Below are 19029 nucleotides of genomic sequence, written 5' to 3' on the forward strand. Positions count from 1 at the left end.
GAATATAAGTGCCACGCGCACCCTATCATGTACGCGCAGCAAGTCTTATGCCAATCAGCTTGGGCGATGCGGCGTAAACATTTCTACAACATTGTTCGCTTCTGTTACAGAACGATCAATTTGTTGCTTATTATGAAAGTGTTTAAGCAGCGAACTTTCCTCAACCGCAATCTTTTTGCGGCCTACAGATAAGCTCACAGGAATTAAACGTACAAACTCATATAACTCTTGATAGCTCTCCTCACCCTCTTCATCATCATCGGTTTCTTCAAACTCAACTGCCGCGACATCTTGTAAATGTTCGATCAGTTCCATTTCATCTGGACGAATATGACCAGACGCTAAACCAAAGCCCAGTACTACGCCTGCGCACCAATCCGCCAAAGCTTGTACACGGTCTGCTAGCGTATGAGTGTCATCGGGAAGTAAGGGTAAATAGTCCAATTCATCGTCAGAAAGTGCATGTGCGACATCTTCTGCTTCATCGGCTAACAAAGCCAAAGCTTCTTCACTTAACTCTGGAATTTCCAAAGTCGTGAGGATGTGTTGCCACTCTTCACGGCTCGGTGCCTGAGTTACACAAATGATACCTGTGAGTAAACCATGTAACTCACTTGGGCTAGAAATCTCTTCAATTTTAGAAAAATTTGGCTGCCATTCTGACCAACCTGAAATATCGTCTTGCATTCGTTTATCCAATCTCTATACTTCTTATATATTACCTTTGTTTGCAGCACTGTGCGACCACGATATGTTAGAAGAATTACAGCGTCTACAGGCGCATATTGGCGTTTTAAAAACGCGACTTGCTCATTTTGAAAGTGAAAATAGCACTTTAAATGCAGCTAAACTGGATGCTGAAGAACAGCACCGTTCTCAAGTTGTGCAAAAAAATGGCTTAATTACCCAGAAACAAGAACAAATTGATGATTTAACTGAGCAATTAAGCAGCGCTCAGACCCAATATCAACACTTGAACACTGATGCGACCGCTTTGGCCGATCGTTATAGTCGTTTGGAAAAAAGTTGTACGGATTTAAAAAATCGCTTTCAGGAAATCTTGGCTGAACGTAATGAATTACGTGCAATTAAAGAAAAAATGAACAATGATCAGCATCAAGCTCAGCAAGAAATCCAAGCACTTCAGCAAGAACGTGAAAGATTGTTACAAAAAAATGAGCATGCCAAAGCTAAAGTCGAAGCAATCATCCAGCGTTTGGCTGTTTTAGGCACAGAGCAAGATCATCACGCGCAAGAAATTCAACAACTTGCCCACCCTACTGAAGCTGGCGAGGAAGTTTAAACATGAGCGAACCGATTACTGTTGAATTACGTGTTTTAGGTCATAGCTTTCGTTTAGTCACAACGGAAAAACAAAAAGCCGACCTTGAACGTGCAGCTCTGCTTTTAAATGATAAATATGATGAGTTTCGCCGTAAAGCACCACGTGTAGAACCCAGTAAAATTATCATTATGGTGGCACTAGAGTTAATGCAAGAAGTGTTGTCGATGAATAAAACACTGCAAGAGTATGCACACGCAGAACGATTACTAGCAAATATTATCGATGAGGTTGCAGAACTTGTTTAAACTCGACTTAATTGAATAAAGTATCAACACTTACTCCAGTTGTTTACAGTTCGTAGCGGTGTATGAGTTGCCATCAGTGTGATATTCGTTATACTTAAGGCAACTCTGAGGTGTTCGCCAGCGGGTCTATTCCCCTGCCGATACTTAAACTTATGGATGTGTTCTGTATATTTAGAGTGTATGCCCACTTTCATGTGGGAAACCCAGCAAGTATACGTCGCGTCCACCTTGAACTCATCGGGTTCAGGGTAACGACACATGCAGCGGCATCTTCGGAGTACTTTATTTAGTTAAAAATAATAATTACATACATCATTAATACTCTTTCATTTTTATTTTTCAAGTTTATCGTTTTCATCTTGTCTTCCAGCTACCAAACAAAATGATTCTTGAATCTCTCTCTTAAAATAAGGCTTTTATTGGACTATTAAATCTTTATCGAACCATTTTTCTACTTCATTTGTCCATAAGACAAAGCTAACTAGCCCCCAATTTTTAAGCATTTCCAAATGAAAAACCTGACTTAGCTGAATGCTGCATCAGGTTCATTCACATGATTTATTTTTTTAGCAAATCGATCCAATAATATGCTCTGCGTGACAAGTCACTCCCTGCTGAGCTATCAACTGAATTACCCCACTTTGATGTGCAAGTACAGGGACTTCCATTTTCATGGCTTCCATAATCGCCACCACTTGCCCCTCTGCGACCTGCTCCCCGTTTTCTACTTTCCAAGCGCTAATCACGCCATTGATTGGTGCAAGTAAGTGTTCAGCACTCACTGCTGTTTCTGTAGCTGGTTGGTCATGAGATGTAATTGTAGGGTTTTGTGCAAACATACCCGCAGGTAAGCCTAAACGATGTAATTTCCCATCAATTTCAATATAGCTGAGTAACATCGGTTGTTGATGATTAGGAATACTGCGTTTCGTTGGCTTTAAGTCCTGTTTAAAATCATTTTCAATCCAACGAGTATGAACATTAAATGTGTCGGTAAAATCAGCTTCATTTAATACAGCACGGTGAAAGTCTAAAACTGATGCAACCCCTTCAATTTTAAATTGCTTCAGCGCACGTTTAGCCCGAGCGATCGCAATTTCACGGGTTGGGCCTGTGATAATCAGTTTTGCCATGAGCGAATCAAAATGACTCGACACCAAAGAACCAGTACGAACACCTGTGTCTACGCGTACGCCCTGGCCAAACGGTGCTTCAAATAAACTCAATACACCAAATGCAGGAATGAAGCCACGAGCGGGGTCTTCAGCATTGATACGAAACTCAATGGCATGTCCCTGCGCTTTCGGAGTTTCTTTGATTGAAAGTTCATGGCCTTGAGCCACGCGAATTTGCTCAACCACCAAGTCGACATTGGCCGTTTCTTCCGTGACAGGATGTTCCACCTGCAAGCGGGTATTAACTTCTAAAAATGAAAGCTTTCCATCACGGCTCAGCAAATATTCTACGGTACCCGCACCGACATAGTTGGCTGCCTGACAGATATTTTTGGCCGAAGTTAAAATTTCTTCATAAATTGCATCGCTGATAAAAGGCGCTGGGGCTTCTTCAACCAGCTTCTGATTACGACGCTGTAAAGAACAATCGCGTGTACCTAAAACCACTACATTGCCATGTTGATCGGCAATCACTTGCGCTTCGACATGGCGAGGTTGATCTAAGTATTGCTCAACAAAACACTCACCGCGACCAAAGGCAGCTTGCGCTTCTCGTACAGCCGAATCATACAGCTCTTTTACATCTTCTAGTTTCCAAACAACTTTTAAACCGCGACCACCACCGCCAAAAGCGGCTTTAATCGCAATAGGTAAACCAAACTGCTTTGCAAACTCGAGTGCTTCATCAGCATTATTTAAGGGGTCTTGTGTGCCTTGAACTAAAGGTGCGCCCACTGAAGCAGCTATCTTACGTGCTTCAATTTTATCACCCAACTTTTCAATGGCACTTGGTGAAGGCCCGACCCACTTTAAGCCTGCATCAATTACGGCCTGTGCAAATTCAGCACGTTCAGATAAAAAGCCATAACCTGGATGCACCATGGTCGCCTTGGATTTTTTAGCAACCTCAAGAATGGCTGGAATATTCAAATAAGTTTCACGTGCAGTTGCACCCGCCAGCCCCCATGCTTCATCCGCCAGTTCGACATGCATACTGTCCATATCGTCATCGGCATATAACGCAACCGATGAAATACCCATATCACGGCAAGCATGAATAATACGAACGGCAATTTCACCACGGTTTGCAATTAATAGTTTTTCAGTAGTCATCATTCATTCTCAAAATCTGTAAATTCGGTCATTTTTTTAAATTTGATTTGGCACCCTGCTGGAATCTGCGCCACCAAGTCCCAATGATGCTTTGCCACAGCCGCAATGACGGGGTAGCCACCAGTTAAAGGATGGTCATTCATAAACAGTACAGGTTGACCGTTTGGCGGAATCTGTAAGGCACCAATACAAGTACCTTCACTTTCCAACTCATGAGTAATTTTGCGCTGCAATGGCTGCTCACCTGAAAGTCTCAGTCCAACCCGATTGCTTTCATTGGTCACAAGCCAAGCTTGTTGACATAAGCGCTCAATGCTCTCCGCTTCGAACCAATCCGTTCGCGGTCCCATCACAATGTCGAGCTCTACTACATCGCCGACTTTGGGCAAGTTTAACTTCGCAATTTCAGTATTACTGATATTTGAAAATTCAACCTGTCCTTGATAAACCGTATCCCCCATTTTTAGAGGTTCTGGTCCTAATATGGCCAAACTATCAAATGAGGCACTATTCAGCACAGACTGCACATCGATACCACCACGAATCGCCAGATAATTTCTCAGCCCTGCCGTCGGTGCTTGAATCTGAAATTCATCACCTTCATCGAGGGCAATCGCTTGATAACTGTCAAAGTCAGCCTTTTGGCCATTACTAAATTTCACGTGGATGTTTGAAATCGCTCCCGTAACCGTAATGACTGCGGACTGATGCATTTTGGCTTTCAAACCACCATTTAAAACTTCAATCACAGGCGTCGGAGTTGGGTTACCAACAATTCGATTTGCACTGTGCATCGCCGATACATCCATTGCCCCTGCAACACCAACACCAATCTTGGTCTGGTTAAAACGCCCTTCATCCTGAATCAGCATCTGTAGACTCGGTGCTGTTACCGTAAATAAAGGCATGGATTGTTTGGGCTCAACTGTACGCGTAACTTGCTGTGGTACGCTAACCGTGGTCGGTTGATGTGTGACATCTTCAAAATGTACCGTCATCCCCGGTAACAGTAACGCTGGATTTTTACGCTCTAGATCCCACATTTTTTCAGCAGTCGTACCAATCAGCTGCCAGCCCCCCGGACTGTCTTTCGGATAAATCCCTGAATATTGTCCTGCCAGTCCCAAAGAACCCGACGGTATTTTTTTACGTGGCACAGCTAAACGAGGAATATCTGTAAAAGGTCGATCGGGACTGCTCATATAAGCAAAGCCCGGCGCAAAGCCAATAAAAGCCACATTCCAAACACTTTGACGATGCTTCAAAATCACCTCAGCAATTGAAAGCCCTTGTAACTCTGCAACCTGAGCAAGATCTTCGCCCGTATAGCAGATAGGAATAATCAGCTCTTGGACATTACGCTCAACACCTGAACCGATTTTTACAGTCTGAATCGAAGCAACCAGTGTTTTAAAGGTGGTCTCGATTTCATTAAAAAATACCAAAATCGTTTTTGCAGCAGGGACTAAGTCTTTAATTCCATTCAATTGCATCGTGTGCAATTTATTGTACAACGCCAATGTTTCCTCTAGGCTGGCAAGCTCTATGAGAAAACAATCCGCGTTTACCGATAAAAAACGCATATGCCTATCCTTTTAATTGTTCTTTGGTGCCGCTTAACCTATCCATGCACGATCAGGTATGTCGGTAATGAGCATATGACCAGGTGCATGGCTGATGGCAAAAGGAATTTTTGAGTTCATCACCGCTGCTTGTGGGGTTACACCACAAGCCCAAAACACAGGAATTTCCCCAGCCTCAATACGTGAAGCATCACCAAAGTCTGGCTGATTCACATCACGAATGCCTAAACCTTCAGGATGTCCAATATGTACAGGCGAACCATGCACACTTGGCATCCGTGCTGTAATTTTGACGGCATCCGCGATTTGATGGGATGGAATTGGGCGCATAGACACCACCATGTTGCCCGAAATACGTCCCGCAGGCTGACACTGAATATTACTCAAATACATCGGCACATTGGTCTGATCATGGATATGACGAACTTCAATGCCCGCCTCTTGCAGTGCTGTTTCAAAGGAAAAACTACAGCCAATTAGAAACGTCACCAAGTCAGGATGTGCATGATAAATGTCACTCGCATCGGTGACTTCATCGACCATTTCACCCTCTTTCCAGATGCGATAACGTGGAAAGTCGGTGCGTATATCTGAGTTTTCTGCCAGTCTTGTGGCATAAACACCTTCCTCTAGTACATCTAAAACAGGACAGCTTTGCGGATTGCGATGTGCATACAGTAGAAAATCATAAGCCCAATCTTTAGGTACCGAAATCATATTGACCTGCGTCATGCCCGCAGCCATACCCGCCGTTGGTTTGTCAAAGCCTGCACGAATTTTTAAACGTGCCGCTAAAGCGGCTTCAAGCTGTGCTGAATCGACTCGGATATCCTTATACATTGCTTACTTCCTCATGCTTTAAGACAAAGGGACGAATTTCAATATGATGATTTAGCAGTTCAGCTTTAATCGCAGCCGACATCTCTAAAGCACCCACGGTGTCACCATGTAAGCAAATCGTGTCCGCTTGAATAGGGGTAAATACACCATCAATCGAATCAACGCCGCCATTTTTCAACATAGACACCACACGGCTTGCCACAAAGGCTGAGTCATGTAAAACAGCCCCGTCCAAACGTCGTGAAACCAATGAGCCATCACTGTTATAAGCACGGTCTGCAAAAGCCTCAGATACAACCTTTAAGCCTGCTGCACGTGCTTGCTCAACCAAGTGGGAACCTGCCAGTGCCACCAAAACCAGTTCTGGATTATACATCTTGATAGCATCAATCACTGCAGCGGCCTGAGCTTGATCGTGTGCAATGGTGTTATACAGTGCACCATGTGGTTTCACATATTGCACTTGAGAACCAGCCACTTTAGCTAGACCATCTAGTGCAGAAATTTGATACAGCACATCGGCAATCAGCTCATCACGTGACACATCCATATTACGGCGACCAAAACCGACGAGGTCTGGATAAGATACATGCGCGCCAATCGTGACATTTAATTCAACAGCCTTACGCAGTGTTTTTAAAATCCCCAGCGGATCACCTGCATGAAAGCCACATGCAATATTGGCACTCGTCACCACAGGTAGAATTTGGTCATCATTGCCCATTTTCCACGAACCAAAACTTTCACCCAAGTCACTATTTAAATCAACAAACATGGCTTAATTCCTTTATCACTTTACCGTCGTCTGGCTTAAAGTTTGGTTAAATAATTAAAGACTGTGGTAAAGGACATATAGCCCATCCACCATGTCAACATACATGTGAGTACACCCAAAATAAGTAACCATTTTGGATAGTTATAATTCCCCATCATATCTTTACGACAAGCAGCTACATAAACAAAAATAGTCAAACCAATTGGCAGTACCAAACCATTAAAACCACCAACAAAAATCAACAATCCAGCAGGAGTTGCGCCCAGTACGACATACAGCAATAAAGCTAAAGAGATAAATGTAATGGTGGTGTAGTTGGTTTGTTTAGGACTGAGGTTTTTCTTAAATGCGGTAAAGAATGAAACCGAAGTATAAGCGGCGCCAATGGTACTACTGATCCCTGCTGCCCAGAAAATCAGACCAAATAATTTATAACCAAAAGTCCCTGCGGCATATTGAAAAGCTTGCGCTGCGGGATTGGCATCATGGCTGGCTAAATCAATACTTGCACCACTCACCACCACGCCCAAGAAAGCTAAAAACAGCACATAACGCATGATGCCCACAACCACAATACCTTTGGTTGCAGCTCTTGCGACTTCATCAATATTTTCAGGGCCAACCGCGCCTTTATCCAGTAAACGATGGGCGCCTGCATAGCAAATATAGCCGCCGACCGTTCCACCGACAATCGTGGTGATGATGGCAAAATCAATCTGGTCGGGTGCAAACGTTTGATGAACAGCTTGGCCCACAGGTGGCATCACAATGACGGCAACAATGATAATCAAGATGATTTTGAGCAACCCCAAAACGATCATGCTTTTATCCATGGCCAGCGTGGCTTTTCTTGAAGCAAAAATTAAAATGGCTAAAGCACCACTTAAAATGCCGCCCCATTTGGTGTCTAACCCAAATAAGGCATTGAGACCTAAAGCCGCGCCTGCAATATTACCAATACTGAAGAAAAAGCCACCCAAAATGACCAAAAAAGCCAGTAAGTAACCACTGCCCGGCAAGGCTTTATTGGCAATATCCGAGGCACGCATTTGCGTCAGTGTTACGACACGCCAAATATTTTGCTGAACCACATAATCAATCAAAATAGACACGAGAATGGCAAAGCCAAACGCCGCACCTAATTTCACAGTAAAGACCGCGGTTTGAGTTAGAAAACCAGGTCCCATTGCGGAAGTTGCCATCATGAAGATTGAAGCAACAATGGCCCATTGGCGATCTGATAAAAAAGAAGATTTTAATAAAGACATATTTAATGCGTTCCTCGTCCATTTGAGCTTAATAACGCTATTTTCAAGTTGAACCAAGAACATCATTTTGTTTGCAAATTCTGTTCTTAAATCCCTTTAACTGACAAAGATTCCCTGTTGCCCAACCAAAGCCATGGCGGATAAAATCTTCTATTTGAAATAAGAACATAGGCAAGCGCGATGAACAATACGACTTTTTACCTCTATTATTAAAACTAAATAACTGTATTTTATTGTTTTTTATTTATTAAAAGTCTAATGATAAATTTTACTTATCACGCACGATAAGCTGCTTTTATAGTTTTTCAAACAAATTACGTTTTGAGATAAAGAAACATCGCTTGTCAAAAAGCTGCGTGCGCCTCAATTATTTTTTAATTTTCTCAAGCAGTCTTTTCATTGCACTTTCAGAAACAGTGACTGCAACATCGGTTAGTTTTTCTTTTAAGGCTGCATCATTTCCTTGCATATAAATCGAGGTGAAATGAAAAGTTTTGAGTTGGATCGGGGTATTTAAAATTTCTAAACGACCATCGGTAATTTCCTTTAGCGCCGTTAAGGTCGGCACAACGGCGATCCCCAAACCTTGCTCCGCAAGACGCAATAAGGTCGCAAGCGAATAACTGGTAATAGACAGCGGCTCATCTAGTGCCTGCTCTTTCATTTTGGCCTTGAGCTCTTTATAGGGATAGGTAATTTTCGGGTAGGTTAAAATGGTATGAGACATTAATGCCTTAAATGACATTTGCCCCACACCACCTTTAAAAGAAGGCGCTGCCAAGAAACTCAGTTCAAAGTCGCACAGCGCCTGCTCTACACACTCGAAAGCCAAAGTCGGACCCAGCAAAAAGGCCATGTCCAAATCTCCCGTACGCACACCTTCTTGCAAATTTGGGGTTAAATCCACCACAATTTCCACAGAAACTTTGGGAAACTCTTTTTGTACTTTTTCGATATATTCAACCAACCACGTATAAACGATGGTCTCAGAAACACCTAAACGAATTGTTCCTGTTAGGTGTTGGTTTTCAGTCAGCTCAGCCACCAAATCGGTTTCCAAACGCATAAACTTTTCAGCATATTTAAACAGGGTCATGCCTTTATGAGTGGGTTTAAGCTGTCGAAAGCTGCGATCGAGAACTTTAAAACCTAAATCATTTTCAAGAGAGGTGATTTTTTGTGAAACGGCAGGCTGGGTCGTTTGTAATTTTGTGGCAGCCTTATTGAAACTATTTAAAGTCACAACCCAATAAAATGCTTCTAGATTTTTTAAATTCACCCTGAACCCTGCCTTTACTCCATCCCGCTTATAGTACGGCAGTTCCCCCTATTTTTTAAGTTCCTGTTTTATATAATTTCAAAATGACTCAAAAGATGACTCTCATTAAAACTCTACCTCTTACCCAAATACATCTATTTTGCATCTATTACAACCTTACTCGGTCTAACCGGATCAAGGCTCTTTAAATTAAGTTGAATCAAAAAAAGACGCTTGTAAAAAGCAATCTTTATTCGCGCTACGCTTTATTCCATCACGAATCATCATAAAAAAAGCACCTATTTTAAAAAGATGCTTTTTAAAACTCAACTTACAAAAGAGACTGTAAAAATCTAAAAGCGCTTATTTACTCTTCTGTAAACGTAAAGCATTTAAGACTACGGACAATGAGCTCAATGACATCGCCACCGCAGCGAACATTGGGGTGAGTAATAACCCTGTTAAGGGATAGAAAATCCCTGCTGCGACAGGGACACCCAAGCCGTTATACACAAAGGAAAAAGCAAGGTTTTGTTTCATATTACGCACACCCAGTTTCGCCATATGCAGGGCATCGGCTGCACCACGAATATCACCTTTCACCAAGGTGACTTGTGCGGTTTGTTTAGCAATATCAGTTCCGTTGCCCATGGCAATTCCGACATTGGCTTGTGCCAAGGCTGGTGCATCATTAATACCATCTCCCGCCATCGCGACAATTTTACCTTGAGCCTGATATTTCTTCACGATGTCCAGTTTTTCTGTTGGTGTACAGTTGCCATAGACTTGTTGAATACCCAATTCCTTAGCCACCAACTGGGCATTTTGTTCGTGGTCACCTGTTGCCATGACCACTTCAATACCATCATCAATCAGCTGCTGAATGACTTGCTGAGCATTGGCTTTAATCGCATCGTGAATAGCAATATAAGCCAGCACTTCTTGGCTATTACTTAAGAAACTAATCACATTCCCAGTCGCACGCTGCTGGTTCAACTGGCTTTGCAAAGCATCATCTAAAGTGATGCCGAGTTGCTCAAGCAGCTTTTGGCTACCAATATAGAGGGTTTGCTCGCCAATCTGCCCTTTGACGCCAAAGCCAGTCACATCCTCAAAGTCTGCCACTTTAAGCAATTGCTGCGCTGGGACCAACTGTGTCAAAGTCTGGGCAATCGGATGGCTAGAATACTGCTCAATTGAGGCAATCCACTGTTCTACTTGTCCTTGTTCCACATTTGGGCTGAGCAACTGAATTTCTTTAAGGCTTGGTTTACCTTCCGTCAGAGTCCCTGTTTTATCGACAATCAGGGTATTCACTTTACTTAAAGCTTCAATCGCTTCTGCATCTTTAAACAGTACCCCTTTCTGCGCTGCACGCCCTGTAGTAGCCATCACAGACATTGGCGTTGCTAAACCCAGTGCACATGGACAGGCAATAATCAGTACTGCTACCGCACACATCAGTGCCAAATCAAATTGTGCGCCGCCAAACACCATCCAAGCGACAAAGGTCAACACACTAATCAGTAACACCACAATCACAAAATATTTGGCAAACACATCGGCCAAACGTTGTAACGGTGCTTTAGAACGCTGTGCTTCTGCTACCGTTTGAATCATTTTCGCCAAAGTGGTATTCGCCCCGACCGCCGTAGTTTGAATACGGATACTGCCTTGTTGATTGACCGTACCGCCGATCACCGTGTCATGCACTTGCTTTTTCACAGGCACAGGTTCACCGGTCATCATGGCTTCATCGACATAGGTTTTGCCTTCAACCACCACACCATCCAGTGGAATCTGCTCGCCCGAGGAAATCTGTAAAATATCGCCTTGTTTGACCATGCCGATATCTACTTCTACCACTTGATCGTTTTGAACCAACTTGGCCGTATTGGCTTGCAGTTTGAGTAAGGCTTTGAGTGAATCTGCAGTCTTGGCACGTGCTTTTAACTCCATGATTTGCCCAAGTAAACTTAAAGACACGATCATACAAGCTGCTTCAAAGTACACGGCAACGCCATGCCCTGTTTTGGCTTCCATTGGAATTACACTTGGGAAAATCGTTGCCACTACACTATAAATATAGGCCGCCAACACCCCGACACCAATGAGGCTCCACATATTTAAGTTGCGGGTTTTATATGAGGTCCAGCAACGTTCAATAAAGGGTTTACCTGCCCACAGCACCACTGGGGTCGCGAGGACCAGCTCAATCCACGGCTGAATATGCGGTGAAATGAAACTGTGAATATGTGAACCCATCGCCAGTACAAACACGATCAACGTCAGCGGTAAGGTCATCCAAAAGCGATGGCTAAAATCCACCAATTCAGGATTCGGTGCATCATCTAAAGTCGGTTGCATCGGCTCCAGTGCCATACCACAAATCGGACACGTCCCCGGCCCTTTTTGTACAATTTCAGGGTCCATCGGACAGGTATAATCCATATCCGCAGCCCCTTCAGGCACAGGACGCTGATCGGGTGGAATCAAATAAAACTCAGGGTCAGCCTTAAACTTATCTAAGCACGAAGGATTACAGAAATAATAAGTCTGTTGCTGATAATCCGTTTTTAACTCTGTATTCGGATCGACTGACATGCCACAGACAGGGTCAATAAACTCAGGTGATCCCGATTGAACACTGTGTTCATGTTGATGTTTCCCACCACCACAGCAACTACTTTTGGCAACTTCTACTTTCGGCTTGGGTGCACAGCAACTGACTTTGGTATCTGGTTCTATTTGCGGTTTAGGCGCACAACAGGATGCTTTTCTCCCCACCACTTTCGAGGTACAACCTGAGGCTTTAACTACAGAATCTGGACGTTCAGTCTTTATATAAGCCTCTGGAGTTGCAATAAACTTTTGCAAGCATTTTTCACTACAAAAATAGTAGTTCTGCCCCTGCCACTCGGTGTGCGGTTTACTTAAATCTTTTACGGTCATACCGCATACTGGATCAATAAATGTGGTCTTCTCTGTATCTGAAACAGCTTTTGATCCGCAACCACAACCTTTGGAAATAACTACAACACTTTCCTCTTTCGCCTGAGATGAAGCATCGCTTATATCTGTTTGGGATTGACGGCAACAAGCACTGGACGCTTTTTCTGATGTTAAGAAAGCCTCTGGATTGGCCGAAAATTTCTTTAAACAGCCTGAACAACAAAACAAATAACGAACTGCTTGATGCTCATACACATGAGGAGAGTCTTCTGAGACCGTCATCCCACAGACAGGATCGATATTCACCACCATCGGCGCTAATTTCTGTTTAGCACAGCAAGACGTTTTGTGTTGCTCACTCATTCTGACTCACCTTTTATTTTTTGATTGTGTTAGCATAAAGTCTGTACCTAGGTACTGAGTCAAGCCTTTTGGAGATTATTTTATGCTCACTATCGGCAAGCTGGCAAAACACTGTCAGGTGAATGTGGAAACGATTCGTTATTATCAACGGATTGGTCTGATGCGCATTCCTGAAACCACGCAAAACTATCGTTATTACAGCCAACAAGACATTGAAACCTTAAGCTTTATTCAAAAAGGCAAAGATGCGGGCTTACAGCTCAGTGAAATTCAAGATCTATTGCATTTGCAACTGGACGATCGCGAAAAAGTCCGTCATGTGATTCAGCAACGACTGGAAAAAATTGATCAACGGATTCAAGAGCTGAATGCTTTGAAACAACGTCTTTCAACTTGGGTGGATGAATGTAAAACCACCACTGACAGTTGCTGCCCAATTTTGCAAGAACTGAAAAAAGGTTCAACGACTACGCCATAAACAGATGCCATCTTTTAAATTTGGCGCTCACTTTCACACTCACTATTTCGATACTCAGGACTGCGTTCACCATGTCGATTGAACTTGCCCAACTCAGAAAACAGCTTCGCAAACAACGCAGACAAGTTTCCGCCTATCAACAGCAGCAGTCCGAATTGCAAATTTTACAACGTTTAAGACGTGTGCCCGAATTCAAACATGCCACCCGTATTGGGATCTACCTACATGCTTTTGGGGAAATTCAGACCCATAAAATCATTGAATATTGCTTTCATCAAAAAAAGTCGGTGTATTTACCGATGATTTGCAATATGAATCAGCGCTTGGTGTGGGTCAAAGTTTCACGCAATCAATTTCAAAATAAACGCTTTTCACACCATCCGCTGGGTATGCAAGAGCCTATGGCAACACGTGGCCAGCACGTTTCACATTTAGATCTGCTACTCATGCCCTTATTGGTGTGTGATCCTTATGGCACACGCATTGGCATGGGCGGTGGTTTTTATGATAAAACCTTGGGTTCTGCACCCTATCACCGTCCATTTCGTCTTGGTTTAGCGCATCACTTCCAGTTATTACCACAGCGCTTGATTCGAGAAACATGGGATCAGCCTTTAGATGGTCTGCTGACCCCTCAACAACATTTACGCTTCAAGCGCTAAAATTGACATTTTTGACTGTTGAGAATACTTAAAAATCACATGTTTAGTCATTTTTTATACAATTTATTTTGACCTGCCCTTGTATTTTTTAAAATACCCATCACTATAAAAAACATGGCAACACCGTTGTCACTCATTAGGAGTGCCCATGTCTGAAATTATTATGAATCAAGAAACCTTAGAGCCTCAGGTTCCAAGTGTATTACCACTTTTAGCGTTACGTGATGTGGTGGTGTATCCACACATGCAAATCGCGCTATTTGTAGGTCGTGAAAAATCGATCAATGCAGTTGATGTGGCTCGTAACAGTGACAATCTAGTATTTGTAGTTGCTCAAAAAGATTCTCTTTCAGAAGAAATTGATCACGACAACTTATATCAATACGGTACTGTCGCGAAGATTGTGCAAGTTGTGAATCATGAAAATGATGAAAACTGTATAAAAGTATTAATTGAAGGCTTGCATCGTTCAAAGCTAGAAAAAATCATTGATGAAAATGATTATCTAACCGCAGAACATGCGCTTAGCCCAATGTCAGTCCACATTGACGAAACCACGCAAGAAACACGTGTACAAGAATTACGTGCCCTGTTTGCTCAATATGCCGAAGCAAAGCTGCGCAATGCACGTGAACTGATTGCTGCTGCGAACAAGATTGACGATTTACTGCAATTGTTATTCTTCGTAGCGACCCGTGTTCCACTGAATATTGATGTAAAGCAAAAATTCCTCGAACACGATGAGTTTGAGGCCCATCTACAAGAACTGATGACGTATTTATTGCAACAATCTGAAGAACAACAGATTGAGCAAACTTTACATGACTCAGTGAAGCGCCAAATGGAGAAAAATCAACGCGAATACTTCCTCAATGAAAAGATGAAGGTAATTCAGCGTGAGCTTTCTGACATGAATGGCGGCGCGGAAGATGACGTGGCTGAAATTGAAAAACGTCTTGCCGAAGCTGATTTGCCTGAACACGTGCGCAAAAAAGCTGAAAGCGAATTCCGCAAACTCAAAGCAATGCAACCTGCGTCTAGTGAAGCGGCTGTGGTGCGCAATTATATCGAGGCTATCTTAGATACGCCTTGGAATAAAGCCAGCAAAGTCAGCATTAACTTAAGTAAAGCGCAAGAAATTCTCGATGCCGATCATTACGGCTTAGATGACGTGAAAGATCGTATTGTGGAATATCTCGCAGTTCAATCGCGCGTGAAAAAACTCAAAGGTCCGATTCTATGTTTAGTCGGTCCTCCGGGCGTTGGTAAAACCTCACTGGGTGAATCGGTTGCGAAAGCGACAAGTCGTGAGTTTGTGCGTATGGCACTCGGCGGCGTACGTGACGAAGCGGAAATCCGTGGTCACCGTCGTACCTATATCGGTGCGATGCCAGGTAAAATTGTGCAGTCCTTAACGAAAGTTGGCGTGAAGAACCCTTTGTTCTTGCTCGATGAAATCGACAAGATGGCACAAGACTACCGCGGCGACCCTGCTTCTGCGTTGCTTGAAGTACTTGATCCATCACAGAACAGCAAATTTAACGATCACTATTTAGATCTTGATCTGGACTTGTCTGAAGTGATGTTCATCTGTACTGCGAACAGCATGAATATTCCAGAAGCATTGCTTGACCGTATGGAAGTGATTCGTCTACCGGGGTATACCGAAGATGAAAAAGTGAATATTGCTGAGCGTTACCTTGTTCCGAAAGCAATGAAGAACAATGGTTTACGTGCGAAAGAATTGACTGTTCATGAAGAAGCGATTCGTGACATCGTACAACGTTATACACGTGAAGCCGGTGTGCGTAGCTTAGAGCGTGAAGTCTCTAAAATTGCCCGTAAAGTTGTAAAAGAAGCGGTCAGCAAGAAGGCGAAAAACCTACAAGTCGACGTGACTTCGGCTAACCTTCCAGACTACTTAGGTCCACATAAGTTTGACTTTGGTATGGCGGAAGATGAAGCTCAAGTCGGTCGCGTGAACGGTTTGGCGTGGACTTCAGTCGGTGGTGAGTTGTTGACCATTGAAGTTGCAGCGGTTAAAGGTAAAGGTAAATTCATCACCACAGGTTCTCTCGGTGATGTGATGAAAGAATCGATTACCGCAGCCATGACCGTCGTGCGTACTCGTGCAGATGAATTGGGCATCGAGTCGACACGCTTTGAAGAAACAGATGTTCACGTTCACTTACCGGAAGGTGCAACACCAAAAGATGGTCCTTCTGCAGGTTTAGCGTTAACGACTGCATTGGTTTCTGCTTTCACAGGCATCCCAATTCGCCCTGATATTGCCATGACAGGTGAAACCAGTCTCGGTGGTCGTGCAATGCGCATTGGTGGCTTGAAAGAAAAACTTCTGGCTGCACACCGTGGTGGAATTAAGCTGGTCTTCATTCCTCAAGACAACGTCCGTGATTTATCTGAAATCCCAGACAATGTTAAAGAAGGTTTAGAGATTAAAGCGGTGAAATCGATTGATGAGATTTTACCACTGGCGTTGACATCTATGCCTGAGCCTTTGGTAAAAGCGCCAATTGTCAAAGCGGTCGATGAAGGCAAAAAAGCTGCACGCCACTAATTCCGCATCGTAAAAAGAGAGAGCTTCGGCTCTCTTTTTTATTACAATTTACTGTAGATAACACCACACATCTTTATGCTTTTATTTCCTACAATAATTTGATCAAGGGATAGATGTAGGACAACTAAAATGAAAAACCCGATTGGCTGGTTTGAAATTTATGTGGATGACTTATCTCGTGCCAAACAATTTTATGAATCTGTTTTTAATATTCAATTAACTGAATTAACTCCACCAGCGGATGATAACTCACTGCAAATGTGGGCTTTCCCCTCAGACATGCAAGCCTATGGCGCTTCAGGTGCACTGGTGAAAATGCCAGGCCTATCCGCAGGAGGAAACAGTACCTTAATCTATTTTTCATGTGATGATTGTGCGAATGAAGCGAGCCGGCTTGTTGAGTCTGGTGGAAAAATTCATGAAGCAAAAACGGCCATTGGTGAATATGGTTTTATTGTGCTGGCCTTTGATAGCGAAGGAAATATGATTGGCCTACATTCCATGACGTGAAACGGATGAAACTCCAAATTTTTGCTTAGCTTGTTTGAATTTTTGTATTAAACCTTTTCCTCTATCATGACTCAGACTTGAAAAATCGATAAAAAGCCCGATATAAATAATAAGAACAGATACGCGCTGTATGTTTCTTTTATTGATGATTTGAAATTGCATGGTCATCTGATTCTCCAGACGGATGACCTTTTATCGCAGTTCTCGCTACTTGGGAACTGCGTTTTTTATTGCTCAAAATACCTTAAGGTTTCAATAAATGCTGTACCAGCCCATCGATCACATTCGTCATTTTGGTCAAATTCAACGTCGCTAAGCGGTCTGCTTTGGTATGGTAGTGACCATTTCGATAAAATGCCGTATCGGTAATCATCACTGCGGGAATATCAAACTCCCAATAATTCAAATGATCTGAAAAATCAAAAGCATTGGCAAAGCTCGGCGCAACCAAACGCTGACATTCCAGCTGATCAAGTTGCTGCATCGCTGTACAATAGCCTGCGCCTAAGTCACGTGAGCTCACGTTACTCACTGTCGCAATAAAATTACCATGGCTTGGATAAATCCACTTTAAGCCCACAGGATAGCTTTGGATGGGTTGTTCGCTAAAGAACCCGATCATTTCTAAAATATACACACCTTTAATCTTATCTTTTTGTGACTGAACCGATTTCGCATGCACATAACTGCCCATTTGTTCAGTTTTAGAAAACGGTGGTTCTTCTAAACTATAGAACACAAAGTCCACATTGTTAGGCAGTTTAGACTTTTGCTCTGCCAAAATACGCGCCGTTTCAATCACGCCGGCAACACCAGAGGCATTGTCATCTGCACCATCTTGATCGCCAAAGACGTCATAATGCGCCCCAACAATCACGCGGTCTGCCCGTCCGACGTTTAAACTACACACTACATTTCGGTAGATTTGCTGATTGGCCGTAAAGTTTTGATAGTGACACGGAACGCCCAATAAGCGCATTTGTTCTTTGATCCATGCAGAGACACGGTTCAGTTCATCAAGATTTTTATAGTTACGTGCTTTGCCCTGACCAATCACTTGCTCCAAATAAACTTGTAGGTTTTGTTCATCAGCCATTTTGACGTTGTTTGCAAACACCTGCCCTGTGAAAGTACCCAGTACAACAATCAACAAAAAAGCCTGTTTTTTTAAAGTTTTGAGCCACATTGTTATTATTCCAAGTATTTCTTATTCCTCTCATCTGTTGAATTAAGCAACATTAGTTCAGTGAATTCAATTGCATTTTGTTTCGTCTCACTGCAAAGCCTTACTTTCACCGTTATAATGAATCATCTCCTTATACATGACCCATTATGAAAATCCGTATTCTGACCATTGGTCAAAAAATGCCTGCATGGGTACTGACTGGTTTTGAAGATTATTTCAAACGTATTCAACCTTTTGTGCAAACGCAGATTATTGAACTGCCAATGGCAAAGCGCGGTAAAAATGATTCAGAAGCAGATATTTTAAAATACCGTCAAATTGAAGGTGATAGCATTTTAAATGCGATGAAAGGCAACGAAGTACTGATTGCTTTGGAAGTCGGTGGTCGTGAGTTTAGCACCGAAAAACTGGCAGAAACCATGAAAGGATGGATGCTTGAGGGCAATGATATTGTACTGGCAATTGGTGGGCCTGACGGTCACTCTGAAGCAGTACGTAAAGCAGCTGCTTGGCATTGGTCTTTATCCAAACTGACCTTACCTCATCCGATGGTTCGCGTGATACTGATTGAACAACTCTACCGTGCGATGAGTATTAACCATAATCACCCTTATCATCGTGCAGGTTAAGCTCAAGTATTGTTCTTTTTTTGGAACAATACGTTGATATTTCCCCCATTACACAGATGATGAGAATCT

General features: G+C 42.9%; 16 protein-coding genes, 1 other RNA gene and 1 pseudogene. 8 read left to right on the forward strand and 10 right to left on the reverse strand.

The genetic code is table 11. The features are described from left to right. Nucleotides 1–54 precede the first annotated feature (54 nt). Nucleotides 55–687: a UPF0149 family protein gene (locus AC0KVP_RS11225; RefSeq protein WP_004980864.1), complete on the reverse strand. Its 633-nt coding sequence runs from the start codon at nt 685–687 to the stop codon at nt 55–57. A gap of 64 nt (nt 688–751) precedes the next feature. Here AC0KVP_RS11225 and AC0KVP_RS11230 point away from each other — a divergent pair, with 64 nt between their 5' ends. The 3 genes from AC0KVP_RS11230 to ssrS all read left to right on the forward strand — a co-directional run bounded on the left by AC0KVP_RS11230 (nt 752) and on the right by ssrS (nt 1873). After that, nucleotides 752–1303, forward strand: coding sequence for a hypothetical protein (locus AC0KVP_RS11230; protein WP_473336709.1), 552 nt, complete (start codon nt 752–754; stop codon nt 1301–1303). Between the two features lie 2 nt (nt 1304–1305). Beyond that, on the forward strand, nt 1306–1590 hold the full coding sequence (locus tag AC0KVP_RS11235; protein ID WP_473336711.1) for a cell division protein ZapA: 285 nt from the start codon (nt 1306–1308) through the stop codon (nt 1588–1590). Between the two features lie 99 nt (nt 1591–1689). Continuing rightward, a non-coding RNA gene (gene ssrS, locus AC0KVP_RS11240) (6S RNA) lies at nt 1690–1873 on the forward strand. Between the two features lie 283 nt (nt 1874–2156). On the opposite strand, the gene AC0KVP_RS11245 is transcribed toward ssrS, so the two are convergent. The 7 genes and pseudogenes from AC0KVP_RS11245 to AC0KVP_RS11275 all read right to left on the reverse strand — a co-directional run bounded on the left by AC0KVP_RS11245 (nt 2157) and on the right by AC0KVP_RS11275 (nt 12917). Continuing rightward, the gene (locus tag AC0KVP_RS11245; RefSeq protein WP_473340502.1) at nt 2157–3878 is read right to left on the reverse strand and encodes an acetyl/propionyl/methylcrotonyl-CoA carboxylase subunit alpha; all 1722 of its coding nucleotides are present in this window, start codon (nt 3876–3878) and stop codon (nt 2157–2159) included. Next, on the reverse strand, nt 3878–5461 hold the full coding sequence (locus AC0KVP_RS11250) for a 5-oxoprolinase subunit B/C family protein (protein ID WP_473336713.1): 1584 nt from the start codon (nt 5459–5461) through the stop codon (nt 3878–3880). The genes AC0KVP_RS11245 and AC0KVP_RS11250 overlap by 1 nt, the downstream gene beginning before the upstream one ends. 33 nt (nt 5462–5494) lie before the next feature. Further along, a complete protein-coding gene (locus AC0KVP_RS11255; RefSeq protein ID WP_473336715.1) occupies nt 5495–6301 on the reverse strand; it encodes a putative hydro-lyase in 807 nt (268 codons plus the stop codon). After that, a complete protein-coding gene (locus AC0KVP_RS11260; RefSeq protein WP_473336717.1) occupies nt 6294–7076 on the reverse strand; it encodes a LamB/YcsF family protein in 783 nt (260 codons plus the stop codon). Before AC0KVP_RS11260 ends, AC0KVP_RS11255 begins: the two co-directional genes overlap by 8 nt. 35 nt (nt 7077–7111) lie before the next feature. Further along, nucleotides 7112–8366 (reverse strand): annotated as a pseudogene (locus AC0KVP_RS11265) (NRAMP family divalent metal transporter). A gap of 345 nt (nt 8367–8711) precedes the next feature. After that, complete coding sequence (mumR, locus tag AC0KVP_RS11270) at nt 8712–9623, reverse strand: LysR family transcriptional regulator MumR (protein ID WP_004694273.1); 912 nt, start codon at nt 9621–9623, stop codon at nt 8712–8714. Between the two features lie 342 nt (nt 9624–9965). Continuing rightward, nucleotides 9966–12917 carry a heavy metal translocating P-type ATPase gene (locus tag AC0KVP_RS11275; RefSeq protein WP_473336721.1) on the reverse strand — a complete coding sequence of 984 codons (2952 nt, stop codon included), beginning with the start codon at nt 12915–12917 and terminating at the stop codon, nt 9966–9968. An 82-nt stretch (nt 12918–12999) separates the two neighbouring features. Between AC0KVP_RS11275 and AC0KVP_RS11280 the strand changes: the two genes are divergently transcribed. The 4 genes from AC0KVP_RS11280 (at nt 13000) to AC0KVP_RS11295 (ending at nt 17145) form a co-directional block, all read left to right on the forward strand. Continuing rightward, nucleotides 13000–13395 (forward strand): MerR family transcriptional regulator, encoded by a 396-nt coding sequence (locus AC0KVP_RS11280; protein ID WP_473336724.1) that lies wholly within the window; start codon nt 13000–13002, stop codon nt 13393–13395. Between the two features lie 71 nt (nt 13396–13466). Continuing rightward, complete coding sequence (locus AC0KVP_RS11285; RefSeq protein ID WP_473336726.1) at nt 13467–14057, forward strand: 5-formyltetrahydrofolate cyclo-ligase; 591 nt, start codon at nt 13467–13469, stop codon at nt 14055–14057. Nucleotides 14058–14205: 148 nt separating this feature from the next. Next, the gene (lon, locus tag AC0KVP_RS11290) at nt 14206–16635 is read left to right on the forward strand and encodes an endopeptidase La (RefSeq protein ID WP_473336728.1); all 2430 of its coding nucleotides are present in this window, start codon (nt 14206–14208) and stop codon (nt 16633–16635) included. A gap of 129 nt (nt 16636–16764) precedes the next feature. Further along, the gene (locus tag AC0KVP_RS11295) at nt 16765–17145 is read left to right on the forward strand and encodes a VOC family protein (RefSeq protein ID WP_004980894.1); all 381 of its coding nucleotides are present in this window, start codon (nt 16765–16767) and stop codon (nt 17143–17145) included. Here AC0KVP_RS11295 and AC0KVP_RS11300 read toward each other — a convergent pair. Both AC0KVP_RS11300 and AC0KVP_RS11305 read right to left on the reverse strand, forming a co-directional pair. After that, complete coding sequence (locus tag AC0KVP_RS11300; RefSeq protein ID WP_473336732.1) at nt 17128–17313, reverse strand: hypothetical protein; 186 nt, start codon at nt 17311–17313, stop codon at nt 17128–17130. The genes AC0KVP_RS11295 and AC0KVP_RS11300 overlap by 18 nt on opposite strands. 76 nt (nt 17314–17389) lie before the next feature. Continuing rightward, on the reverse strand, nt 17390–18331 hold the full coding sequence (locus tag AC0KVP_RS11305; protein WP_473336734.1) for a M28 family peptidase: 942 nt from the start codon (nt 18329–18331) through the stop codon (nt 17390–17392). A 146-nt stretch (nt 18332–18477) separates the two neighbouring features. Here AC0KVP_RS11305 and rlmH point away from each other — a divergent pair, with 146 nt between their 5' ends. Beyond that, on the forward strand, nt 18478–18960 hold the full coding sequence (gene rlmH, locus AC0KVP_RS11310; RefSeq protein ID WP_473336736.1) for a 23S rRNA (pseudouridine(1915)-N(3))-methyltransferase RlmH: 483 nt from the start codon (nt 18478–18480) through the stop codon (nt 18958–18960). Nucleotides 18961–19029: the final 69 nt, after the last annotated feature.

The sequence above is a fragment of the Acinetobacter sp. DL27 genome (assembly GCF_055810995.1).